The following is a 23,033-nucleotide window of genomic DNA, read 5'->3' as shown; positions in this document are numbered from 1 at the left end:
TCAGGGCTTGGAGGATTTCTTGGCGGCTTCGGTTAGCTATGTTGTGCGGCTATTGAGATTGTTGACGGTGATTGCCGCGCTCGGTGGCGCCGCCGCCCTGGCGGCCCCTGGCCCGGCTTCGGTTGCGGAGGGCATCTATGCGTCGGCGCCGCCGCGGCTGTTGCAGATTCGCACGCTGGTCGCCGACGCCGGGCGGCAGATTTCGATCGGCTCGGGATTTCTGGTTTCCGCCGATGGGCTGGCGATCACCAACTATCACGTGGTCTCGCAGGTTGCGCTCGAGCCGAAGACCTATCGGCTTGAATATGTGGCGGCCGATGGCAGCCACGGCGACGTCAGTCTGCTCGGCGTCGACCTGCCCAACGACCTCGCCATCGTTCGCCTCGACAAGCATGACGCGCCGTTCTTCACCTTCGACAAGACCGCCATGGAGGGGGGCCTGCCCAAGGGTGAACGGCTCTATTCCATGGGCAATCCGCTCGACCTCGGCTTCACCATCATCGAAGGCACCTATAACGGTCTGGTCGAGCACAGCTACAACGATCGCGTCCACTTCAGCGGGGCGCTCAATCCCGGCATGAGTGGCGGCCCGACCGTCAACGGCGAAGGGCTTGTGGTCGGCATCAACGTGGCGACCCGCAGGGGCGGCCAGCTTGTCAGCTTCCTGGTGCCGGCGCGTTTTGCCGCGGCACTGCTGCAGAGCGCCCGAGAGCATGAGACGGCGCCGGACCTGCGTGCCGAGATTGCGCGACAGCTCACCGCGTGGGGGGCCGCGCTCTACAAATCGCTGGGCGAAGAAGGGTTTCGCTCGACCGTGCTCGGGCCCTACCGGACACCGGAGACGATTGCGCCGTGGTTCAATTGCTGGGCCAACACCAATGCCGGCGCCACGCCGAAGCCGCGCGCCAATATCAATTCAACCAATTGCAGCAGCGACACCGGCCTGTTCGTGGCGTCCGATCTCAACACCGGCGCCATCCAGATCAACCATTCCTACGTCAAGACCGTCGATCTCAATCAATTCCAGTTCGCGACCTATCTGACGCAGCTGAGCCAGCCGCGCCTGGTCGGCGGCGGCCCGTACCGCAAATGGTACACGCCGGAGCGCTGCCACGAGGACTTTGTCAGCGCAGCGCCCGCGCAGGACCATCCGCCGCTGCGGGTGATCTGGTGCGCGCAAGCCTATCGCGAGTTTGAAGAACTTTACGACGTGGCACTGATCGCCGTGACGCAGGACCACAGCAGCGAGGCGCTGGTGTCGCGGTTGAGCCTTCAGGCGGTGGGCTATGACGACGCCATCGCGCTCGGCAGGCGCTTTCTCGAAGCGGTGCAAATAACCAAATGATCTGGGTCGAGATATTATCGCGCCACCGCGACATCACCGCACGCGTCCGGATCGCCGGTCCGGAAGTGCGCATCGGCCGCGGCTACGATAACGATGTGATCGTCGACGATCCCTATGTCGCAGCACGGCACCTGCGTGTTTTTCGCGACGAGGCCGGGCAACTCGTTGCCGAGGACATGGGCAGCGTCAACGGCACGTTCCTCGACGGCGGCAAGAGCCGGCTGGCGCGCATCATCGTTGACGGCACCAAACCGATCCGCATCGGTCAAACCTATTTGCGCTTCCGCGCGATCAACCATGAAGTCGAGCGCGAACGGGTGGCGCGGCCGGAGCGGGGGATGCTGCCGTTCCTGGGCGCCGCGGCGCTCGGCTGCGTGACGCTTGGGATCTACATGCTCAAGGTCTGGCTGACACAGACCTCGGAGCCCCGGGTCTCGACCTATCTGACACCGTCGCTGACGATCATCGCCACGGTGCTGGTGTGGGCCGGATTGTGGGCGCTGCTGTCGCGCATCTTCTCCGGCCGCTCGCGCTTTCTGCGCCATCTGCTGATCGTGCTGGTGGGTGCGTTCGCGCTTTCGCTCTACAACGAGTTCGCGCAGGTTTCCGCCTTCGCGTGGACGTGGCCGACCGCCAGCACCTACCAATATGTCGCGATCTGGTCGATCCTTGCCGCGATGTGCTTCTTCCACCTGCGCGAGGTCGGCCCGGCACGCCTGTGGCTGAAAGGCGCCATCGTGACGACGGTGCTCGTGACCGTGATTGCGGCACAGACGCTGCAGCAATCGGAGGCGTTTTCCGACTCCGGCCGGCAAAACACCACGCGGCTGCTGATGCCGCCTTCGTTCCGCGCGGTCCCGTTCCGCGACGAAAACGCGTTCTTTGGCGACATCGCCGGTCTCAAGGCCAAGCTCGATCGTGATCGCAACCAGGCCAAGCCCGTCGAGGCCGGCGGGTAGCGCGTTTTCGAGAGCCTGCCCGCAAATGATGCGGGGTGGATATCGGTTTGCGCCACACGCTGCCTTATTGGCAGCGCTTTTCATTCAAACGATGTTCAGCTAGCAGGGTATTCAATGCGTGTCGTGCTTGAACCGGTGGGGACCGAACAGCCATGCAGGTGACCAGAACCCTTTCGATCTTTTCGCTCTGTTTGGTGCTGTTGTCCGGGTTCCCGGGGCTCCTGACTTCCGCCAGCGCTCAGCAGCAGGAAAAACGGATCGCGCTCGTCGTCGGCAATGGCGCTTACGCCAAGTCCCCGCTCGCGTCGGCGGCCAATGACGCCGGCTTGATCGCCCAGACTTTGCAGGCGGCAGGCTTCGATGTCGTCGGGGCCCGCGATCTCGATGGCGATACGCTGCGGCGAAGTTTTCGCGATTTCATCCAGAAGGCCGAAGCGTCCGGCCCGGGTACGGTCGCGATGGTCTATCTCGCCGGCTACGGCATCCAGCTCGCCGGCGAGAATTATTTCATCCCCGTCGACTCCTCGATCAGTCGCGACACCGACATTCCGACCGAAGGATTGCGGATCAACGACTATATCCGCCAGCTGGCATCGCTGCCGCTGAAAGCCAACATCGTGGTGCTGGACGCGGCGCGGCCGCAGCCTTTCATCGAAGGCGGCCAGCCGATCGCGAGCGGGCTGGCCCTGGTCGAGCCGGAGGCGCACATGCTGATCGCCTTCAACGCCGCGCCCGGCACCGTGGCTCCCAGCGAGCAGGGATCGTATGGCGTTTACGCCCAGTCGCTCGCGGAGATGATCCGCACCGGCGGATTGCCGCTGCCGGAGGTTTTCAACCGCCTTCGGTTGCGCGTCAACGACGCGAGCAAGGGGGCGTTGGTGCCCTGGCACGCGGAAAAGATCGACGCACCCTTCATGTTCTTCGATCGCGCGCCGGATGCGCCCGCGCCGGCGCCGGCGGACCAGGTCGCCGCCATCAGGAACAAGCCGATCCGCGATCTCGGTGCGCAGGACGCCTACGCCGCCGCGCTCGAGCGCGACACGATGCCGGCTTATGAGGATTTCCTCGGCGCCTATCCCGGCGATCCCTTGGCGCGCCGCGTGCGCGCGATCGTGGCCGCGCGGCGCGAGGCGCTGACCTGGCTTCGCAGTTACCGGGCCGACACGCCGCAAGCTTACTGGTCCTACCTGCGACGCTATCCGAACGGGCCGCATGCCGGCGATGCCCGCCGCCGCCTCGCCATCCTGACCGCGCCGCTGGAGCCGCCGCCGGCATTCGCGGTCATCGACTACGACGTGCCGCCACCGCCGCCGGACGAGATCGTCTATGTCGATCGCCCTGTGTTTTACTTCGGCGATCCGGACTTCGGCTTTTTGCCGCCACCGCCGCCGCCGGTGTATTTCCTGCCGCCGCCGCCGCCGGATTTCATCATCCTGGAGCCGCCGCCGCCGCCGATCGGGCTGTTCATCCTGCCGCAACCGTTCTTTGTGCCGATCCCGGTCTATGTCCGGGCGCCGGTCTATGTCGCGCCGCCGCCGAACAACATCATCTTCGCCAATATCCACAACACCACCGTCATCAACACCGTCATCAACCGGCCGCCGCCGCTGGTTGCGCCGGGGGCTCCCGGTGCCGGTGGTCTGCCTGGGGCACTGGGCACGAAGGCCGCACCCGGGCAGGGCGCTGTGGCGCCGGCGGGTGCCGGTCCGACACTTCCGGCTGCTGCCGCACAAAAGGCCTCGCTGATCCAGCAGGGAAAACTGCCGATGCCGCCCAGCGCCGCGATCAATCCAGCCAAGCCCGGAACTCCGGCGGCACCGCTTGGTCAGAAAGCGGCGCCAACGACGCCGCAGCCGGCCAACGTGACCCCGAATGCGCTGCCGCAGGGCCAAGGGCCGCCGAAGGCCAATAGCCTGCCGATTCCCGGCACCAAGGGCACGCCTCCCGCGCCCCCGGCCGCGACAGCGCCTGTTACCGGCGCGCCCAATCCGAACGCGAAGCTTGCGCCTTTAAACCAGCCGGCGCCGACGGCCCCGGCAGCGGCGGCCCCGAATCAACCGGGAGCCGTGGGCGCGCCAAAGACGCCTGGAACGACTGCGCCGACACCTCTCGTGGGTCAGCCGAAGGCCGGCGGCACTGCGCAGGCCCCCGAGGCCAAGCCGGTCGTTCCGGAGACGGCCCGAAAGCCAACCGCGGTTCAGCCGCCACCGCCGCCGAAACCCGCGGCGCCGGCTCCAGTGGCCGCGCCAAAGCCACCCGCACAGCCGCAGATCCACCGCGCCGAACCGCCGCGCCGGGCCGCGCCGCCGCCTCCGCCGCGTCCGGCGCCGCAGGTATCGAGGCCAGCGCCGCCGCCGCCGAGGGTCGCCGCGCCACCGCCGCCTCGACCGGCGCCGCCTCCGCCGCCGCGGCCTGCACCCCAGATCGCCCGTCCGGCACCGCCGCCGCCACCACCACCACCACCGCGTCCGGCCGCTCCGCCGCCGCGACCGGCTGCGCCGGCAGCCAAGAAATGCCCGCCGAACGTTGCGAGGTGCTGAAAACCGAGCGGGCGATGCGGAGGTCGGAGCAAATGCAAGCTCGGCCTTTGCATCGCTTCGGGCGGCATCAAGTTCTTGCCGCAGCGATCATGGCAGTGTTGGGCGTCGTGGACGACCGGGTGCTATGCAGCTGCTTCTGTTCGCCAGATGGATGACGCTCAGGCCTCGGGATAGCGGGTGCTCGATGTGTATATGTTGAACGGTACACATCGTTTTGAGATGACCAATCACATCACGCGCGATCGGGTGCGGAAGAATCTGTTGCAGATTCCGAAGCGGTCGGCCACTGGGGTGGATGGACAGACGGTGGAGACGGCGAAGAAGAGCTTGCGCACCAATATTGACATCGATGATGTGTTGTTGGCCGAGGCCCAGAAGGCATCGGGGCAACCGACCAAAAAGCAGACGGTCGAGCAGGCGCTTCGTCTGATGGTCAGGTTGCGGAAGCAGGAGGAAGTCGATGCTTCCTTTGGAAGATACCACTGGCGCGGCAACCTTCGCCGTCGTTCCTGACCTCTTGCGCGGGTAGCGCTATTCCGTTTCGAGGTCTTCCAAAGGAACCCCGCGTCCCGCTCGCAGACTGTCGCGCGCTTGCTCGATCCTGCGCAAAAATCGCGGATCGTTTTCTAGTCGATAGTCGAACCAATCCTCCTCCGACTCGAACCCGATTAATATTCCAGCGGGCTTGCCGTGGCGCGTGATGATGATTTCCTGCGTCTCCGCCTCTCTGAGGAACCGCGACAAATCGTCCTTGATTTCCGAAAGCGGAACTTCCTTCACTCCGGATCTGCGAACTGTGCGAGCCATGACTCGACCTCCGATTTGGCCACGATCGCCAAGACTTCGACGGCCGTGCCGGAAACGTCGTAGAACACGCGAACCTCGTCCACTCGGAGGCGGTATTGCGGGCGACGTATTCCCCGCAATCGTTTGATTCGGCTGCGACTGGCCTTCTCCGGTTCGTTCCTGAGATGCTTTTCGAGTGCACTCCGTACCGTGGCTCGGACGCTCGCCGAGAGCCTCCTGAGGTCTTCGACGGCTTCTGGCGCGAGGATGACGGCGAAAGGCATTCTGGCCAGATTATAGCCAGAATTCCGCATAGGTCAAAGAATCGCACGTTCGGGACGTGCGATAGCGCGGCGCTCAACCCCTGGCGCCAACTCGGCCGTCGGCGGCCAGACGCGGGACAAATCCAACCATTTTGCCCTCATGCGGCCCCGAAAACCGGCCTTATTTCCTTGCTTCTCGCCAAAATCCGGCTATATACCGCGCCATCTCACACGGAAGCATGGCTTTACAAGGCCGTCCGGTGGCTGCCGGGCCATAAGGCTCGTCTGCTCACACGCTTCCGGAGGAACCAACCGGAGAACTGATACCATGGCGCTACCCGATTTCTCTATGCGTCAGCTGCTTGAAGCTGGCGTTCACTTTGGCCACCAATCGCACCGCTGGAATCCGAAAATGGCGGAGTTCATTTTCGGCGCCCGCAACAACATCCACATCATCGACCTCGCCCAGACCGTGCCGATGCTGCATCGCGCGTTGCAGGCGGTCAGCGACACCGTCGCCAAAGGCGGCCGTATCCTGTTCGTCGGCACCAAGCGCCAGGCGCAGGACGGCGTCTCCGAGGCTGCCAAGCGCTCGGCGCAGTATTTCGTCAATTCGCGCTGGCTCGGCGGCACGCTGACCAACTGGAAGACGATTTCCGGCTCGATCAAGCGGCTGCGCCACCTCGATGAGGTGCTCAATTCCGGCGACGCCAACGCCTACACCAAGAAGGAGCGGCTGACGCTGCAGCGCGAGCGCGACAAGCTCGATCGTTCGCTGGGCGGCATCAAGGACATGGGCGGTCTTCCCGACATGATCTTCGTGATCGACACCAACAAGGAAGACATCGCGATCCAGGAAGCGCAGCGGCTCAACATTCCCGTCGCCGCCATCGTCGATACCAACTCCGACCCCAAGGGCATCACCTATGTGGTGCCGGGCAATGACGACGCCGGTCGCGCCATTTCGCTGTATTGCGATCTGATCGCGCGCGCCGCCATCGACGGTATCTCGCGCGCGCAGGGTGATTCCGGGATCGATATCGGTGCGTCCGCGCAGCCGGTCCGCGAGGAAATTCCGGCTGCACCCCAGCCGACCGGGTTCCAGGGGCTGGCCGGTCCGCGCGGCACTGCCGACAACCTCAAGAAGCTCACCGGCGTGTCGGGTGCGATCGAGAAGAAATTCAACGACCTCGGCATCTTCCACTACTGGCAGCTCGCCGAGCTCGATCACGACACCGCACACAAGATCGGCGAAGAGGTCGGACTTCCGAGCCGGGCCGATGGCTGGGTCGCCCAGGCCAAGACCCTGACCGCGGAAGCGGAATAATTCAAAGCGGCGTGGCCGGGCTCTCCCGGCCACCGGTTCGATTCCCGATACGACACTCCCTGCAGCTGATGGCGGCACGGCGCAAGCGCGCGCCGCTGCCGTCCTGACAGGCAAGAAGGATATTCAACGATGGCAACGATCACAGCAGCGATGGTCAAGGAGCTGCGCGAGTCGACCGGCGCAGGCATGATGGATTGCAAGGCAGCCCTCACCGAGAGCGCCGGCGACATGCAAGCGGCGCAGGATTGGCTGCGCAAGAAGGGCCTGTCGAAGGCTGCGAAAAAGGCCGGCCGCGTCGCGGCCGAAGGCCTGATCGGCGCCGTCACGTCAGCCACCAAGGGCGTCGTGGTCGAAGTCAATTCCGAGACCGACTTCGTCGCCCGTAACGAGCAGTTCCAGGGGCTGGTCAAGATGATCGCCCAGGTCGCGCTGCACAACAGCGCCGACGTCGAGAAGATCAAGGCGGTCAAGGTCGGCGACGTCACGGTCGAGACCGCGATTGCAGATGCGATCGCGACCATCGGTGAGAACATGACACTGCGCCGCGCGGCTTCCCTCGAAGTCGGCCACGGCGTGGTGTCGAGCTATGTCCATGGTGCCGTGATCGAAGGCGCCGGCAAGATGGGCGTGCTGGTCGCGCTGGAATCCGCCGGCAAAGCCGATGAACTTGCGGTTCTCGGCCGCCAGCTTGCCATGCATGTTGCCGCGGCCAACCCGCAGGCGCTCGATCCGGCGGGGCTGGATCCGGCGGTCGTGACCCGCGAAAAGGACGTGCTGGCCGACAAATATCGCCAGCAGGGCAAGCCTGAAAACGTCATCGAGAAGATCGTCGAGTCCGGTTTGAAGACCTACTACAAGGAAGTCTGTCTACTGGAGCAGGCCTTCATCCATGACGAAAAGGGCAAGTCGGTCGCGCAGGCCGTGAAGGAAGCCGAAGGCAAGATCGGCGCGCCTGTGAAAATCACCGGCTTTGTGCGCTATGCTCTCGGCGAGGGAATCGAAAAGCAGGAATCCGATTTCGCAGCCGAAGTTGCTGCGACCGCCGGCAAGAAATAACCGCGAAGACAGCCTTCCGGCGCATGTTGCGCCGGAAGCCCGCGCGGGGACTTAAGGAAGCGATCGCATCATGGCTGAGCCGGTCTATCGTCGTGTCGTGATCAAGCTCTCGGGCGAATATCTCGCCGGCAGCCAATCCTTCGGTATCGACCAACCAACCGTGGACCGAATCGCCGGCGAGTTGATCGCCGCACGCCAACTCGGGGTCGAGGTCGCCGTCGTAGTCGGCGGCGGAAACATCGTCCGCGGCGTGGAAGTATCGTCCCGCGGCGTGTCCCGCCCGACCGGCGACACCATGGGCATGCTCGCCACCATGATGAACTGCCTGGCGCTGGAGGCCGCGATCGAGCGCAAGGGCACGCCGGCGCGCACCCTGTCGGCGTTCGTGATGCCCGAAATTTCCGAACTGTTCACCCGCAGTGCAGCGCACAAATACCTCGCCGAGGGGCGAATCGTGCTGCTTGGCGGCGGAACCGGCAATCCGTTCTTCACGACCGATACCACGGCGGTGCTGCGGGCGGCCGAGATCGGGGCGCAGGCGGTGCTGAAGGCCACCAATGTCGACGGCGTCTACAGCGCCGACCCCAAAAAGGACCCGTCGGCCAAGCGTTTCGACCGCCTGACGCATTCCCAGGCAATCGAGGGTGGCTACAAGGTGATGGACTCAACCGCATTCGCGCTTGCCCGCGAGACATCGCTGCCTATCATCGTATTCTCGATCGCCGAGCCGGGTTCGATCGGCGCGATGCTGCGCGGTACCGGACACGGCACAGTCGTTGCCGGGTGACGTCGTGTGCCGTATCGAACCGCACCGCCCGCTGACGGCGGCGACGGCTGGTTTACTTCAAGGAGGGGAGAGCGTTATGCCCACGCCTGGTTTTGACATCAACGAATTGAAGCGCCGCATGCAAGGCGCCACCCAGTCGCTCAAGCACGAATTGGGCGGTTTGCGCACCGGCCGTGCCGCAGCGTCGATGCTGGAGCCGGTGCAGGTGGAAGCCTATGGCTCGCACATGCCGCTCAATCAGCTCGCGACCATCAGCGTGCCCGAGCCGCGGCTTCTCTCCGTCCAGGTTTGGGACAAGTCCATGGTCAAGGCCGTGGAGAAGGCGATCGTGGATTCCAATCTCGGCCTCAGCCCAGCCACCGAAGGGCAGGTGCTGCGTTTGAGGATTCCGGAACTCAACGAGGAACGCCGCAAGGAACTTGTGAAAGTCGCGCATAAATACGCCGAAGCGGCCAAGGTCGCGGTCCGGCATGTTCGCCGCGACGGACTGGATACGGTCAAGAAGCTCGAGAAGAATCACGAGATCTCCGAGGACGATCAGGAACGCCTCGCCGGTGATGTGCAGAAAGCCACCGACGGGATGATTTCCGAGATCGATCAATTGCTTGCGGCGAAGGAAAAGGAAATCCTCACCGTTTGACGCCGCAAGACTGCCCGTGCGACCCCTTGGAAAATTCCTTGGGACCCTTCCTGGGATTGAATGATGTCGAATGCCGCCGCCCCCGCAACCGAAGGACCGGATCGAACCGGCGGTCCCTTGCATGTGGCGATCATCATGGACGGCAACGGGCGCTGGGCGGCCGCGCGCGGCCTGCCGCGTGCGGAAGGCCATCGCCGCGGCGTCGAGGCGCTGCGGCGCGTGGTTCGGGCGGCACATGAACTCGGCGTGCTCTATCTGACGATCTTTTCGTTCAGCTCCGAAAACTGGTCGCGGCCGGCGACCGAAATCGGCGACCTGTTCGGCCTGCTCCGGCGCTTCATCCGCAACGATCTGGCGTCGCTGCACCGTGACGGCGTGCGGGTCCGCGTGATCGGCGAGCGCGAGGGCCTGGAGGGCGATATCTGCGTGCTCCTGAACGAAGCCGAAGAGCTGACCAAAGCCAACACCAAACTTAATCTCGTCGTCGCCTTCAACTATGGATCGCGCCAGGAAATCGCCAACGCCGCGCGGCGCCTCGCCCGCGAAGTGGCCGAGGGAAAACGCGATCCCGCATCGATCGATGCCGACGCAATCGGTCAATATCTCGATGCGCCCGACATTCCCGATCCCGACCTGATCATCCGCACCAGCGGCGAGCAGCGGCTGTCGAATTTCCTGATGTGGCAAGCGGCCTACAGCGAACTCGTATTCGTGCCGATCCACTGGCCGGACTTCGACAAGGCCGCGCTTGAGAGCGCGATCGCCGAATATGCCAGACGGGAGCGCCGTTTCGGCGGTCTGGCCGCGAAAACCGGATCGTGACCGAAGGCGAAGCCGCACCCGCGGCGGCGGCCGAACCGGGTTCGCGCAATCTTTTGCTGCGCGTCGTCGTTGCGTTGGTGCTGGCGCCGCTGGCGATTGCGATCGCCTATGCCGGCGGATGGCTGTGGGCGGGTTTGGTCACGCTGGGCGCGATCGGCCTCTATGTCGAATGGCTGACGATCGTGGGCGCGGCGGGCGAAATGCGCGTCGTCGCCTCAGGCGTTGTCGCGCTGGGGCTGGCGGGACTTTGTCTCGCCACGGGACGGATCGATGCGGCGCTCGTTGTCTTTGTTGCAGGGCTCATCGTCGTTGCCTTGATCACGCCGGCGCAGCGCAACTGGACGGCGACCGGGTTTTTCTATGCCGCGGCGGCCGAGATCGCTTCGGTGCTGGTGCGTCTGGATTCGGTCAAAGGTTTCGCAGCGCTGATATTGGTGCTGCTGGTGGTGTGGGTGACCGATATCGGCGGTTATTTCGCCGGCGGCGGCATCGGCGGACCGAAACTCTGGCCCCGGGTCAGTCCGAAGAAGACCTGGGCCGGCGCCATCGGCGGCTTTGTTGCGAGCCTGATCGTCGCAGCGGGCTTCTATGCGTTCGATCATAACCAAGCCGCAGAGCACTCGCTGAAGCTCGAACTAGGGCCACTATTGGTATTGGGCGCAATGCTCTCGGTCGTGTCGCAATTAGGCGATCTGTTTGAGTCCGCTGTGAAACGGCGTTTTGGCGTGAAGGATTCCAGCCACATCATTCCCGGCCATGGCGGGCTACTGGATCGCCTGGACGGATTTGTCGCAGCCGTCGTCGTGGCGGCGATTTTCGGGTTCCTTCGCGGCGGCGCCGATGGCGTCGGCCGCGGTCTTATGGTTTGGTGAAACAATGAGCGCAGTTCCATTGCGTAACAACAAGGCCGCGGCATCCGCCGTGCGCACCGTGACCGTCCTTGGTGCTACCGGCTCCATCGGCGACAGCACCATGGATTTGCTGCGGGGCGCGCGCGAGCGCTATCAGGTCGAGGCGCTGACCGCGAATACCAACGTCGAGGCGCTGGCGAAGCTGGCCAGGGAATTCGGCGCGCGGTTTGCGGCCATTGCCGATCCGAGCCGTCTCGGCGAATTGAAACAGGCTCTGGCCGGGACGCGCATCGAATGCGGCGCCGGCGAAAGCGCGATTATCGAAGCCGCCGCGCGCCCGGCGGACTGGGTGATGGCCGCGGTCAGCGGTGCGGCCGGGCTGAAACCTGCGCTCGCCGCGGTGGACCGTGGTGCGGCCGTGGCATTGGCCAACAAGGAATGCCTGGTTTGCGCCGGCGATTTCTTCATGCAGCGCGCAGCCAAAGCAGGGGCCTGCATCCTGCCGGCGGATTCCGAGCATAATGCGCTGTTTCAGGCGCTAGGCTCCGGCAACCGCGAGGAACTGGTGCGCGTGATCATCACCGCGTCCGGCGGCCCGTTCCGCACGTGGGCTGCCGCCGACATCGAGCAGGCCACGCTGGCCCAAGCCTTGAAGCATCCGAACTGGAGCATGGGTCAGAAGATCACGATCGATTCGGCCTCAATGATGAACAAGGGGCTCGAGGTCATCGAAGCCTCCTATCTGTTTGCGCTGACGCCGGACGAGATCGACGTGCTCGTGCATCCGCAGTCGATCATCCACGGCATGGTCGAATTCTCCGACCGTTCGGTGGTCGCCCAATTAGGCGCGCCGGACATGCGGATTCCGATCGCGCATTGCCTCGGCTGGCCCGATCGGATCGTCGGCCCCTCGGCCAGACTGGATCTTGCCAAGATCGGGCAATTGACGTTCGAAGCACCGGATTTCGAGCGGTTCCCCGGACTGCGGCTGGCTTACGAATCCTTAAGGACCGGACAGGGCGCGACTACGGTATACAATGCGGCGAACGAAGTGGCGGTCGCGGCCTTCATCGCCGGCCAGATCAGATTCGGCGCCATTGCGCGGCTGGTCGAGGCGACCATGAACGACTGGATTCGCTCCGGAAATCTCGCGCCATTGACCTCGGCCGACGACGCGATTTCCATTGACCATGTTGCGAGAAATAAAGCTGCCTCCCTATTGCCTCAAATTGCCTTAAAGGCATCCTAGAGGGTTGGGGACGGAGCTTTCGGCTCTCGTCGAGGGGAATTGGATGTCTGAGTTTTTTCTACATAGTTTCAATACGTTGAGCCATGGGCTCATCGGTTACATTATTCCCTTCCTGTTCGTCCTGACCATCGTCGTTTTCTTCCATGAGCTCGGCCACTTCCTGGTCGCCCGCTGGGCCGGCGTGAAGGTGTTGACGTTCTCGCTGGGTTTCGGGCCGGAGCTCTTTGGCTTCAACGACCGCCACGGCACGCGCTGGAAGATCTCCGCCATCCCGCTTGGCGGCTACGTCAAGTTCTTCGGCGACGAATCGGAAGCCTCCACGCCATCGGCCGAGGCGCTCGCCAACATGACCGAGGAAGAGCGCGCCGGCAGCTTCCACCATAAGCGGGTCGGACCGCGCGCGGCGATCGTCGCCGCCGGCCCGATTGCTAATTTCATCCTGGCGATCGTGATCTTCACCTGCCTGTTCACCTTCTTCGGCAAGCCGAGCACGACGGCGCGGGTCGACAAGGTAGAAGCCGGCAGCGCGGCTGCGGCCGCAGGCTTCCAGGTCGGCGACATCGTGACCGATATCGACGGCAAGACCATCGGAAGCTTCTCGGATATGCAGCGGATTGTCGGCGTTCGCGCCGGCGAGCAATTGTCATTCACCGTCAAGCGCGGTGATTCCATGGTGCAACTGCGCGGCACCCCGGAACTGCGCGAAGTGAAGGATCCGTTCGGCAATGTGCAGCGGCTCGGCGTGCTCGGCATTACCCGCGCCACCGCACCCGGCGATGTCCTGACCGAACGCGTCGATCCCGCGACTGCACTCTGGCTCGGCGTCAAGGAGACCTGGTTCGTGGTCGACCGCACGCTGGCCTATATCGGCGGCATCTTCACCGGCCGCGAAGCGGCCAACCAGGTCGGCGGGCCGCTCCGGATCGCCCAGATATCGGGTCAGGTCGCCACCATCGGTCTTGCAGCATTGATTCACCTGGCTGCGGTACTCTCGATTTCGATTGGCTTGCTGAACCTGTTTCCGGTGCCGCTGCTCGATGGCGGTCACCTTTTGTTCTATGCGGTAGAGGCCGTCCGGGGCCGGCCGTTGTCGGAGCGGGCCCAGGAAATGGGGTTCCGAATCGGCCTCGGCCTTGTGCTCATGTTGATGGTGTTTGCGACCTATAATGACATCCTGCATCTCGCGGCATCGTGAAGCGGCTTTTTTGTGACGTTGCCGATGGGCAACGTCTTGGAATGAAAATGGAATTGCACTGCGATGTCAGGTTTGCCCACCCGGTTAAATTGGCTACAAGCGACGCAGCAGATGGGAATCTGCCGGTTCGTAGGGATACGGGCCGGCATGGGAATGATAAGGGCGCGTTGCGCATGATGGTTGGAATGCGAGTGCGGGGGGGCCTGTTGGCCGCCCTGATCATGTTTGCCGTGCCAGTGGCTGCCACGCTGGCGGCTGTGCTCGTGTCCGCGCCGGCAACCGCCCAAGGCGTGGCTTCGATCGGGGTTGAGGGGAACCGGCGCGTCGAAGTCGAAACCATTCGCTCTTATTTCAAGGCGGATCCCGGCGGGCGTCTGACCCAGGCCGAGATCGACGACGGCCTCAAGGCGCTGATCGAGACCGGCCTGTTCCAAGACGTCCGGATCAACCAGACCGGCGGCCGGGTTGTGGTGGTCGTGGTCGAAAACCCCGTGATCGGTCGCATCGCCTTCGAAGGCAACAAGAAGATCAAGGACGAGCAGCTCTCGTCAGAAATTCAGTCCAAGCCCCGCGGCACGCTGTCGCGTCCGATGGTTCAGTCGGACGCCCAGCGCATTGCCGAAATCTACCGGCGCTCGGGCCGCTATGATGTCCGCGTCAATCCGGAAATCATCGAGCAGCCGAACAATCGCGTCGACCTGGTCTTCACGATCACCGAAGGCCAGAAAACCGGCGTCAAATCGGTCGAATTCTTCGGCAACGTCGCCTATTCGTCCTATCGCCTCAAGGACATCATCAAGACGCACGAATCCAATCTCTTGAGCTTCCTCGGCGGCGGCGACGTCTACGATCCGGACCGGGTCGAGGCCGACCGCGATCTGATTCGCCGCTTCTACCTGAAGCACGGCTTTGCCGACGTGCAGGTGGTGGCCGCGCTGACCGAATACGATCCTGACAAGAAGGGCTTCCTCGTTACTTTCAAGATCGAGGAAGGCCAGCAGTACCGGGTTGCTTCGGTGGACTTCCAGTCCAGCATCGGCACGCTCGATGGGAACTCGCTGCGCAGCTTCTCGCGTGTCGGCGTCGGCTCGCTCTATAACGCCGAGGCGCTGGAGAAGTCGGTCGAGGAAATGCAGATCGAGGCCTCGCGGCGCGGCTATGCCTTCGCGATCGTGCGCCCGCGCGGCGACCGCAATTTCGAACAGCACACCGTTTCGATCGTCTTCACCATCGATGAAGGCCCGCGAACCTATATCGAGCGCATCAATATCCGCGGCAACACCCGCACCCGCGACTACGTGATTCGTCGTGAATTCGACCTCTCCGAAGGCGACGCCTACAACCGCGCGCTGGTCGATCGCGCCGAGCGCCGGCTGAAGAACCTCGATTTCTTCAAGAGCGTGAAGATCGTGACCGAACCGGGATCCTCGAGCGATCGCATCATCCTGATCGTCGATCTGGAAGAAAAATCGACCGGCGATTTCTCGGTGTCGGGCGGTTACTCGACCACCGACGGTGCGCTCGCCGAAGTCAGCGTTTCCGAACGCAACTTCCTGGGGCGAGGCCTGTTCGCCAAGGCGTCGGTCACCTACGGCCAGTATGCGCGCGGCTACTCGCTCTCGTTCGTCGAGCCCTATCTGCTGGACTATCGCGTTGCGCTCGGTCTCGACCTGTTCCAGCGCCAGCAGCTTGCCAACAGCTATATTTCCTACGGCACCAAGACGATCGGCTTCAGCCCGCGGCTTGGCTTCAGCCTGCGCGAAGATCTCGCGCTGCAGCTTCGCTATTCGATCTATGAGCAGCAGATCCAGCTGCCGAGCAATCTGGCGAACTGTAACAACAACTCGTCGAACTCGCTGCTCGCGTTCAACCCGTCGCCGGCATTTGCAAATATTGCCGGCGTCGGCCCCGGCGGATCGATCACATCAGGGGGCCAAACCGCCACCGATACCTCGGGCGTCGGCCTGTGGTGCTACAGCGACGGCGAAGCTTCGCTGCCGGTCCGCAAGGAGCTGCAGAGCGGCCAGACGCTGACCTCGTCGCTCGGCTATTCGCTGAACTACAACACGCTCGACAACAACAAGAACCCGACCGATGGCTTGATCGTCGACTGGAAGCAGGATTTCGCGGGCGTCGGCGGCGACGTCAGCTACATCAAGTCCGCCATCGACGCGAAATACTACACGCCGCTGGTTTCCGACATCGTTGGGGTGATTCACGCCCAGGCCGGCATCCTGAACCAGATGGGCAACAACGAACTGCGCATGCTCGACCACTTCCAGATGGGCCCGAACCTGGTGCGCGGCTTTGCGCCGAACGGCATCGGTCCGCGCGACATCAATCCCTACGGCACGGGCGATGCGCTCGGCGGCACCAAGTACTGGGGCGTGTCGGCGGAGTTGCAGATGCCGTTCTGGTTCCTGCCGAAGGAAGTCGGGCTCAAGGGCGCGGTCTATGCCGACGCCGGCGGCCTCTACGATTACAAGGGGCCGACGTCGTGGGCGCAGACGGGCGAAGTCAATCTGCCTGGCTGTATCAAGCCGACGCAGGTCACTGCGACGACCTCGGCCAATCCCGGAACCTGCCTCGGATTGCAGTTCGACGACAGCAAGGTCGTCCGCACCTCGGTAGGTGTCGGCTTGATCTGGGCGTCGCCGTTCGGTCCGCTGCGCTTCGATTATGCGATTCCGCTGACCAAAGGCCAGTTTGACCGCGTCCAGCAGTTCAAGTTTGGCGGCGGAACATCGTTCTAAGGCAATATGATCTAAGCGTTTTCGAGCGAAGTGGGTGCCGGTTCGCGTGAAGAAAACGCGTCAACGCAAAGCAAGGCTCCGGTTCTGATCGATCGGAGCCGAAGCTCTGGTCCGATCACCGGCCGGACTGCGACGGATGGAATGGCGCAGCCGAACTTCTTCAAGCAACCCCCTTCGTCGACGCTGGCCGATATCGCCGCGCTGACGAAGGCAGAGTTGGTCGACCCCGCGCGGGGCGGCCTCAAGATCAGGGGGCTGGCGTCGCTCGACGAAGCCGGCCCCATGCATCTGACGTTTTTCGACAACCTCAAATACGCCGATCAACTCGCGTCGACCAAGGCCGGCGCGTGCCTGGTCAGCCCGCGTTTCGAAGCCAGGGTGCCCGCTCATGTCACCGTGCTGCGGGCGGCCCAGCCGTTCCGCGCCTTCGTCACGCTCGCCCGCGAATGGCACAGCGACGCGCTCCGCCCGCAATCCTGGTGCGACAATGACGGCATCGCGCCGTCGGCGATCATTGACCCAACGGCCCATCTGGAGGACGGCGTGATCGTCGATCCGCTCGCGGTAATCGGCCCGAGGGTCGAAATCGGCGCCGGCACCGTGATCGGCGCCGGTGCCGTGATCGGCGCCGATGTCAGGATTGGCCGCGACTGCAATGTCGGCGCGCGCTGCGCCATCCAGTTTGCCCTGATCGGCAACAACGTGCTGATCCATCCCGGCTGCAGCATCGGGCAGGATGGCTACGGCTTCATTTTCTTCGGGCCCGAAGGCCATCTGAAGGTGCCGCAGACCGGCCGCGTCCTGATCCAGAACAATGTCGAGGTCGGCGCCGGCACCACGATCGACCGCGGCAGCCTGCGCGACACCGTGATCGGCGAGGGCAGCAAAATCGACAATCAGGTCCAGATCGGCCACAATGTCATTATCGGCAGGGACTGCCTGCTCGCGGCCCAGATCGGGCTCGCGGGCAGCCTGACGATCGGCGACAATGTGGCGCTGGGCGCCAAGGTGGGCATCAACAACCATCTCAGGATCGGCGACGGCGCCCAGGTCACGGCGATGAGCGGGGTGAAGGATGACATCCCGCCCAACGGCCGCTGGGGCGGTTTTTTTGCAAAGCCGACCAAGCAATGGTTCAGGGAGATTATTGCAGTGGAGCGTCTGGTGCAGGGCGGTGCGGCCGATCCGAAGGGCGAGGGGCGGGAGTGATGGAGGAGGCACCGGTCAGATTTGAGCTCGTGGATATCAACGAGATCCTCAAGACGCTCCCGCACCGCTATCCGATGCTGTTGATCGACCGGGTGATGAAGATCCGGACCGATTACAGCGGCATCGGCGTCAAGAACGTCACCTTCAACGAGCCGCCGTTTCTCGGGCATTTTCCGGATCGCCCGGTCTATCCCGGCGTGATGATGATCGAAGCCATGGCGCAGACCGCCGGCGTCATCGGCATCAAGTCGGTCGAAGGCACCGAGAAGCCGCGCGCGGTTTACTTTTTGACCATCGACAAATGCAAGTTCCGCAAGCCGGTGATGCCCGGCGACACCATCGAGTACCACATGCGCTCGATCGGCCGCCGCAAGACGATGTGGTGGTTTCACGGCGACGCCAAGGTCAACGGCCAGACCGTCGCCGAAGCCGATGTCGGCGCCATGCTGACGGATTGAGGCGGGACCGGTCGGCAAGATCGGTAATCGAATCTGCCACGTTGATTTCGCCGCGGTTTGGATTGTACCGCTTTGCTCAACGGAGTATTTTGCACGGTCAAGGGATCGCCGTCTGCAGGCGGAACTTCAGCTCGGCTTGCGGTTTGTCAGTCTGGCGTTGACGGCCTTCTCGGCGCTTGCGCGCGAGACCGGTTGATGAGTTTTATCAAGGTGTCGATGGCGGTGATGGCTTTGGCTGCCGTTCTGGCAGGAAACGCAACCGCGCGCGACGATGGCCGGTACTCCGGGTCCCCGTTGAAGCCGTGGTTCGACACGCTGAGGAGCGCAAAGGGATTGTGTTGCTCCGTTGCGGACGGTTTTGTCGTCGCGGATCCGGACTGGGAATCCAAGGATGGGCACTTCCGCGTTCGTCTTGAGGGCGAGTGGATCATGGTTCCGGATGATGCCGTCGTTACGGAGCCAAACCGCGCCGGTCGAACCATGGTGTGGCCCGTCAAGGGCCCGTCCGGGATTTCAATCCGCTGCTTCATGCCCGGCAGCATGACGTGATGTCTGCGGATCCGGGATGTCTGAATACCCGGGCGAACGATCATTCCAATTTCAAGTGCGCCTTTTCCAGCGCCTCATTATCAATGCGCGCTCGCCGCCGGCTGCGAGATATTGCTGCCGGGATGCGGACCCCGATCATGGGTGCAGCGCCGAAATACGCCGTAACGATACGTCACTAGACAGCATCAGCATGTCGCGGTAACCACCGGAAAACCCGACGTTTTAACCTCCCTTCTCGTTAACGAATTAGCGGACCTGTCTGGATGAGCATGATCGATCCCACCGCGCGGATTGAAGACGGCGCGGTGATCGGCGAGGGCACCTCGATCGGTCCCTACTGCATCATCGGCCCCCACGTCGTCATCGGCGACAACTGCAAGCTGATCGCGCATGTCCATATCACCGCGAAAACCACCATAGGCGCCGGCTGCACGATCTATCCGTTCGTCTCGCTCGGCACCCCGCCGCAATCGCTAAGCTATCGCGGCGAACTCACCCGGCTCGAGATCGGCGCGGGCTGCACGATCAGAGAATCCGTCACCATGAACGCCGGTACGGTCGCGGGCGGCGGCGTCACGCGGGTCGGCGAGCGCGGCTATTTCATGAACTGCAGCCATGTCGGGCATGATTGCCGGGTCGGCAATGACGTGATCTTCGCGACCTCGGCAACCCTCGGCGGCCATTGCGAGATCGGCGATTTCGTCTTCATCGGCGGGCTGTCGGCCGTGCACCAGTTCACGCGAATCGGTCCGCAGGTGATGGTCGGCGGGGTGTGCGGCGTGCGCGGCGATGTGATCCCGTTCGGCCTCGTCAACGGCCAGTATGCAAGCCTCGAAGGGTTGAACATCATCGGCATGAAGCGGCGCAAGTTCACCAAGGACCGGCTGGCGACGGTGCGGTCGTTCTATCAAAAGCTGTTTCGCGGACCGGGTATCTTTGCCGAGCGGCTGACCGCGGTGCAGCCGATGGCCGCGCAGGATCCGGCGATTGCGGAAATCCTCGCCTTCATCGGCGACGGCAAGCACCGCGCGCTGTGCCTTCCGGCCGACGACGGCAACAAGCACTGATGACGGGATCGCCGCAACCATGATGTCGGCGGCTTCAGGGATTTCCTCGCCGGTGGGCGTGATTGCAGGTGGCGGCGCCATGCCGTTCGCGGTTGCGGATTCGCTCACCGCACGCGGCATCGCGCCCGTGATCTTCGCGCTTCGAGGCGCCTGCGATCCGGTCGCGGTGGAACGCTTCCGCCATCACTGGATTTCGGTCGGCCAGCTCGGCCGCGCGACAAAGCTGTTTCGCAGCGAAGGCTGCCGCGACCTGATCTTCATCGGCACGCTGCTGCGGCCGGCACTGTCAGAGATCAGGCTGGACTGGGGTACGATCCGCGTGATCGGCAAGGTGATGACGTCGTTTCGCGGCGGCGACGATCATCTGCTGTCGGGGATCGGCCGTATTCTCGAACAGGATGGTTTCCGCATGGTCGGAATCAGGGATGTCGCTCCTGACGTCCTGATGCCCGAGGGGCGCATTGCCCGCGCAGCGCCGGATCCCGCCGCGACCGCCGATATCGCCAGGGGGCAGGAGGTGCTCCGCGCGCTCGGGCCCTTCGATATCGGTCAGGCCGTGGTCGTGATCGACGGTCATGTGGTGGCGGTGGAAGATATCGAGGGCACCGATGGCCTGCTGGCGCGCGTGGCGCGGCTGCGCGCCGATGGCCGCATCCGCGCCATGGCCGGCCGTGGCGTGCTGGTCAAGGCGCCGAAGAGCGGCCAGGATCTGCGCTTCGACCTGCCGACGGTCGGGGCCAAAACCATCGAAGGTGCGGCCAAGGCAGGGCTCGCCGGCATTGCCATCATCGCCGGTCACACCATCGCCGCTGAATCGCAGGCGATGATCGAAGCGGCCGACAAGGCCGGCCTCTTCATCCAGGGCCTGCCCGCGTGACGGCGGCGCGCTCAACCGCCGATCGGGGGCGGAAAATCTTTCTGATCGCGACCGAGGAATCCGGGGACCGGCTCGGCGCCAATCTGATGAAGGTTTTGCGCCAGCGCCTTGGCGACGCGGTGCGGTTCGAAGGCGTCGGTGGCCGCTCGATGGCGCGCGAGGGGCTGGTGTCGCGGTTTCCGATCGAGGAACTGTCGATCATCGGCCTTGCCGCGGTCGTCAAACACCTGCCGAAAATCCTGCGGCTGATCCGGGAAACCGCAGCCGCCGTGACGGAAGCCAAGCCGGATATTCTCGTCATCATCGACAGCCCCGATTTCACCCACCGCGTCGCCAGGCGCGTTCGCGCCGCCGACCCCCAGATCCCGATCGTGGATTATGTCTCGCCCTCGGTCTGGGCGTGGCGCCCGGGCCGGGCGCGCGCGATGCTCTCTTATGTCGATCATGTCCTGGCCCTGCTGCCGTTCGAGCCGGCGGCCTATCAGCGGCTTCGCGGTCCACCCTGCAGCTATGTCGGCCATCCCCTGACCGAGCAGCTCGCCGCGCTGCGGCCCGGCGCCGATGAACAGAAGCGGCGCGATCTGGCGCCGCCGGTGCTGCTGGTGCTGCCGGGAAGCCGCCGCAGCGAAATCCGCCACCACATGGCCGTGTTCGGCCAGGCGCTGGGCCGGCTGCGCGACGACGGTGTGGCGTTCGAACTGGTGTTGCCGACCATGCCGCATCTGCAGGAGGCGATCGCCGAAGCGTTGGCGGGCTGGCCGGTGCAGCCCCGCATCGTGGTCGGCGAGCAGGAGAAGCGGGCGGCGTTCCGGATCGGGCACGCGGCCCTGGCGAAATCCGGCACCGTCACGCTCGAACTCGCGCTCTCGGGCGTGCCGATGGTGACGGCCTACCGGACCGGCTCGGCGGAAGCCTGGATTTTGCGCAAGGCCATCAAGGTCAATTCGGTGATCCTCGCCAACCTCGTGATCGGCGAGAATGTCGTTCCGGAATTTCTGCAGGAAGACTGCACGCCGGAAAAACTGTCGCAGGCGCTGCGCGAGGTGCTCGGCGATTCAGCGCTGCGGCGAAAACAGCTCGAGGCTTTCGCAAAGATCGATCGGATCATGTCGACCGGCAACCAGCCGCCGAGCGCCCGCGCCGCCGACATCGTGCTGGCGACGATGCGGAAGGCGCGAAGGACGAATTAGCGGACGGTTGCAAGGTTCCGGCGTGCCCCAACACAAACTTCACCCGGGAAGGCGCTAACCCGATCCGCACAAATTTGTGATGCGCAGTTCGAGGGGCGCTTGAAGGTGTGAGTTTGTTGCGGAAAACAGACGCGAGTGCTCCGAGAAAGGCGGCTTCAAACGTGCTCGGTAGCAGTTCCTATTGCGTTTGCGATCGGGCCAAATTAATAATCCCGAAGGGGAAGAAGCAGTCTCCCCTTGAGACTCCGGTCCAATGACTGCGCAACACTCGACTTGTCGAGGAGATTTGCGCATGGATCGAAGCAAACACTCAATTTCCCCGAATGACCTTACGCACGGCTCGGCTCCGATGCGGCGCCGATCATCGTTGACGTGCGTCGCGACGCTGACTTTGCCGGGGCCGAAACGCTTGTGGCCGATGCGTTTCATCGCTCTCCGGATCTTGTCGAACAATGGCAAACCGATTTGCCGAGCGGACGCCAAATCGTCACCTACTGCATTCACGGACGCGAAGTCAGCCAGGGCGTGGCCGCTGCGTTGCGCCTCATGGGCGTGGAGGCGAATTTCCTGGAAGGCGGCATTGCTGACTGGACCGAGCAAGGATTGCCGACGCGACGCAACATTGGCCCTACTCCGAGCAAGTGGGTCACGCGAGAACACCCAAAGATCGACCGAATTGCCTGCCCTTGGCTGATCCGCCGCTTCATCGATCCGAATGCGGAGTTCGTCTACGTCCCGAAGGATCAGGTCCTTGCCGTTGCCCAACAAACGGGTGGGATTCCGTACGACATCGATGGCGTGGAATTTACGCATGAGGGTGAACGCTGCTCGTTCGATACCATCCTGCGCATCTACGAGATCAAGGATCCGGCGCTCGATCATCTGGCGACGATTGTCCGGGGCGCCGACACGTCGCGGCACGATCTCAGCCCTCAATGCGGCGGCCTTTTCGCGATCTCGCTTGGCCTCTCCGCCAACTTCCCGGATGACCACGAGATGCTGAAGCACGGCATGGTCATGTATGACGCGCTCTACACCTGGTGCCGCTCTCTGCAAGCCGAGACGCACAATTGGCCGGCGCGGGCGGTGGGAGCCTGAAGGTGAGACCTC

The 23,033-nt window shown here is 63.7% G+C and carries 22 protein-coding genes; 20 read left to right on the top strand and 2 right to left on the bottom strand.

Translation table 11 applies throughout. From position 1 onward, the window contains the following. The first annotated feature begins 19 nt into the window (after positions 1-19). The 4 genes from V1289_RS47680 to V1289_RS47665 all read left to right on the top strand — a co-directional run bounded on the left by V1289_RS47680 (position 20) and on the right by V1289_RS47665 (position 5,357). Positions 20-1,345 carry a S1C family serine protease gene (locus V1289_RS47680; RefSeq protein WP_334406679.1) on the top strand — a complete coding sequence of 442 codons (1,326 nt, stop codon included), beginning with the start codon at positions 20-22 and terminating at the stop codon, positions 1,343-1,345. Next, positions 1,342-2,304, top strand: a complete 963-nt coding sequence (locus tag V1289_RS47675; protein WP_334406677.1) for an FHA domain-containing protein — start codon at positions 1,342-1,344, stop codon at positions 2,302-2,304. Before V1289_RS47680 ends, V1289_RS47675 begins: the two co-directional genes overlap by 4 nt. Positions 2,305-2,456: 152 nt before the next feature. Beyond that, positions 2,457-4,844 (top strand): caspase family protein, encoded by a 2,388-nt coding sequence (locus tag V1289_RS47670; RefSeq protein ID WP_334406675.1) that lies wholly within the window; start codon positions 2,457-2,459, stop codon positions 4,842-4,844. Between the two features lie 177 nt (positions 4,845-5,021). Continuing rightward, positions 5,022-5,357: a type II toxin-antitoxin system VapB family antitoxin gene (locus tag V1289_RS47665; protein ID WP_334406673.1), complete on the top strand. Its 336-nt coding sequence runs from the start codon at positions 5,022-5,024 to the stop codon at positions 5,355-5,357. Positions 5,358-5,375: 18 nt separating this feature from the next. Here the strand turns inward: V1289_RS47665 and V1289_RS47660 are convergent, their stop codons facing one another. Both V1289_RS47660 and V1289_RS47655 read right to left on the bottom strand, forming a co-directional pair. Beyond that, complete coding sequence (locus V1289_RS47660) at positions 5,376-5,624, bottom strand: type II toxin-antitoxin system Phd/YefM family antitoxin (RefSeq protein WP_074276525.1); 249 nt, start codon at positions 5,622-5,624, stop codon at positions 5,376-5,378. Beyond that, positions 5,621-5,914 carry a type II toxin-antitoxin system RelE family toxin gene (locus V1289_RS47655; RefSeq protein WP_334406670.1) on the bottom strand — a complete coding sequence of 98 codons (294 nt, stop codon included), beginning with the start codon at positions 5,912-5,914 and terminating at the stop codon, positions 5,621-5,623. Before V1289_RS47655 ends, V1289_RS47660 begins: the two co-directional genes overlap by 4 nt. A gap of 307 nt (positions 5,915-6,221) precedes the next feature. On the opposite strand from V1289_RS47655, the gene V1289_RS47650 reads away from it, so the two are divergent. From V1289_RS47650 to V1289_RS47575, 16 genes are all read left to right on the top strand, one after another. Beyond that, positions 6,222-7,220, top strand: a complete 999-nt coding sequence (locus V1289_RS47650) for a 30S ribosomal protein S2 (RefSeq protein WP_334406668.1) — start codon at positions 6,222-6,224, stop codon at positions 7,218-7,220. Positions 7,221-7,349: 129 nt separating this feature from the next. Continuing rightward, the gene (tsf, locus tag V1289_RS47645; RefSeq protein ID WP_334406666.1) at positions 7,350-8,276 is read left to right on the top strand and encodes a translation elongation factor Ts; all 927 of its coding nucleotides are present in this window, start codon (positions 7,350-7,352) and stop codon (positions 8,274-8,276) included. 70 nt (positions 8,277-8,346) lie between these two features. After that, positions 8,347-9,063, top strand: coding sequence for a UMP kinase (gene pyrH / locus V1289_RS47640; protein ID WP_334406664.1), 717 nt, complete (start codon positions 8,347-8,349; stop codon positions 9,061-9,063). Positions 9,064-9,139: 76 nt separating this feature from the next. Continuing rightward, on the top strand, positions 9,140-9,703 hold the full coding sequence (gene frr / locus V1289_RS47635; protein WP_074276530.1) for a ribosome recycling factor: 564 nt from the start codon (positions 9,140-9,142) through the stop codon (positions 9,701-9,703). A 63-nt stretch (positions 9,704-9,766) separates the two neighbouring features. Then, positions 9,767-10,525, top strand: coding sequence for an isoprenyl transferase (locus V1289_RS47630; RefSeq protein ID WP_334406661.1), 759 nt, complete (start codon positions 9,767-9,769; stop codon positions 10,523-10,525). Further along, positions 10,522-11,397 carry a phosphatidate cytidylyltransferase gene (locus V1289_RS47625; protein WP_334406659.1) on the top strand — a complete coding sequence of 292 codons (876 nt, stop codon included), beginning with the start codon at positions 10,522-10,524 and terminating at the stop codon, positions 11,395-11,397. Before V1289_RS47630 ends, V1289_RS47625 begins: the two co-directional genes overlap by 4 nt. A 4-nt stretch (positions 11,398-11,401) precedes the next feature. Continuing rightward, entirely contained in the window at positions 11,402-12,625 is a 1,224-nt protein-coding gene (dxr, locus tag V1289_RS47620) for a 1-deoxy-D-xylulose-5-phosphate reductoisomerase (RefSeq protein ID WP_334406657.1), read from the top strand. A gap of 43 nt (positions 12,626-12,668) precedes the next feature. Then, positions 12,669-13,820, top strand: a complete 1,152-nt coding sequence (gene rseP, locus V1289_RS47615) for an RIP metalloprotease RseP (RefSeq protein ID WP_334406655.1) — start codon at positions 12,669-12,671, stop codon at positions 13,818-13,820. Positions 13,821-13,993: 173 nt separating this feature from the next. Beyond that, positions 13,994-16,573, top strand: a complete 2,580-nt coding sequence (gene bamA, locus V1289_RS47610) for an outer membrane protein assembly factor BamA (protein WP_334406653.1) — start codon at positions 13,994-13,996, stop codon at positions 16,571-16,573. Positions 16,574-16,714: 141 nt separating this feature from the next. Further along, on the top strand, positions 16,715-17,782 hold the full coding sequence (lpxD, locus tag V1289_RS47605; protein ID WP_334406651.1) for a UDP-3-O-(3-hydroxymyristoyl)glucosamine N-acyltransferase: 1,068 nt from the start codon (positions 16,715-16,717) through the stop codon (positions 17,780-17,782). Continuing rightward, the gene (fabZ, locus tag V1289_RS47600; RefSeq protein WP_334406649.1) at positions 17,782-18,240 is read left to right on the top strand and encodes a 3-hydroxyacyl-ACP dehydratase FabZ; all 459 of its coding nucleotides are present in this window, start codon (positions 17,782-17,784) and stop codon (positions 18,238-18,240) included. The genes lpxD and fabZ overlap by 1 nt, the downstream gene beginning before the upstream one ends. A gap of 195 nt (positions 18,241-18,435) precedes the next feature. Then, the gene (locus tag V1289_RS47595) at positions 18,436-18,789 is read left to right on the top strand and encodes a hypothetical protein (protein ID WP_334406648.1); all 354 of its coding nucleotides are present in this window, start codon (positions 18,436-18,438) and stop codon (positions 18,787-18,789) included. 263 nt (positions 18,790-19,052) lie between these two features. Further along, entirely contained in the window at positions 19,053-19,856 is an 804-nt protein-coding gene (gene lpxA / locus V1289_RS47590) for an acyl-ACP--UDP-N-acetylglucosamine O-acyltransferase (protein ID WP_334406647.1), read from the top strand. A gap of 19 nt (positions 19,857-19,875) precedes the next feature. Next, entirely contained in the window at positions 19,876-20,733 is an 858-nt protein-coding gene (locus V1289_RS47585; protein ID WP_334406646.1) for an LpxI family protein, read from the top strand. After that, positions 20,730-21,923, top strand: a complete 1,194-nt coding sequence (lpxB, locus tag V1289_RS47580) for a lipid-A-disaccharide synthase (protein WP_334406645.1) — start codon at positions 20,730-20,732, stop codon at positions 21,921-21,923. The genes V1289_RS47585 and lpxB overlap by 4 nt, the downstream gene beginning before the upstream one ends. 360 nt (positions 21,924-22,283) lie before the next feature. Beyond that, entirely contained in the window at positions 22,284-23,021 is a 738-nt protein-coding gene (locus V1289_RS47575) for a sulfurtransferase/chromate resistance protein (RefSeq protein WP_334407952.1), read from the top strand. Positions 23,022-23,033 lie beyond the last annotated feature (12 nt).

Origin of the sequence: Bradyrhizobium sp. AZCC 2289 (assembly GCF_036924615.1) — a bacterium.
GTDB lineage: Bacteria > Pseudomonadota > Alphaproteobacteria > Rhizobiales > Xanthobacteraceae > Bradyrhizobium.
Note: the sequence above shows the minus strand (reverse complement) of the source record. Positions and strands in the feature narration are given on the sequence as shown.

Coding starts and splice junctions, on each gene's coding strand:
- V1289_RS47675 (WP_334406677.1), top strand. CDS start 1,342: ATGATCTGGGTCGAGATATTATCGCGCCACCGCGACATCACCGCACGC.
- V1289_RS47670 (WP_334406675.1), top strand. CDS start 2,457: ATGCAGGTGACCAGAACCCTTTCGATCTTTTCGCTCTGTTTGGTGCTG.
- V1289_RS47655 (WP_334406670.1), bottom strand. CDS start 5,914: ATGCCTTTCGCCGTCATCCTCGCGCCAGAAGCCGTCGAAGACCTCAGG.
- V1289_RS47650 (WP_334406668.1), top strand. CDS start 6,222: ATGGCGCTACCCGATTTCTCTATGCGTCAGCTGCTTGAAGCTGGCGTT.
- tsf (WP_334406666.1), top strand. CDS start 7,350: ATGGCAACGATCACAGCAGCGATGGTCAAGGAGCTGCGCGAGTCGACC.
- pyrH (WP_334406664.1), top strand. CDS start 8,347: ATGGCTGAGCCGGTCTATCGTCGTGTCGTGATCAAGCTCTCGGGCGAA.
- frr (WP_074276530.1), top strand. CDS start 9,140: ATGCCCACGCCTGGTTTTGACATCAACGAATTGAAGCGCCGCATGCAA.
- V1289_RS47630 (WP_334406661.1), top strand. CDS start 9,767: ATGTCGAATGCCGCCGCCCCCGCAACCGAAGGACCGGATCGAACCGGC.
- dxr (WP_334406657.1), top strand. CDS start 11,402: ATGAGCGCAGTTCCATTGCGTAACAACAAGGCCGCGGCATCCGCCGTG.
- rseP (WP_334406655.1), top strand. CDS start 12,669: ATGTCTGAGTTTTTTCTACATAGTTTCAATACGTTGAGCCATGGGCTC.
- bamA (WP_334406653.1), top strand. CDS start 13,994: ATGATGGTTGGAATGCGAGTGCGGGGGGGCCTGTTGGCCGCCCTGATC.
- lpxD (WP_334406651.1), top strand. CDS start 16,715: ATGGCGCAGCCGAACTTCTTCAAGCAACCCCCTTCGTCGACGCTGGCC.
- fabZ (WP_334406649.1), top strand. CDS start 17,782: ATGGAGGAGGCACCGGTCAGATTTGAGCTCGTGGATATCAACGAGATC.
- V1289_RS47595 (WP_334406648.1), top strand. CDS start 18,436: ATGAGTTTTATCAAGGTGTCGATGGCGGTGATGGCTTTGGCTGCCGTT.
- lpxA (WP_334406647.1), top strand. CDS start 19,053: ATGAGCATGATCGATCCCACCGCGCGGATTGAAGACGGCGCGGTGATC.
- V1289_RS47585 (WP_334406646.1), top strand. CDS start 19,876: ATGATGTCGGCGGCTTCAGGGATTTCCTCGCCGGTGGGCGTGATTGCA.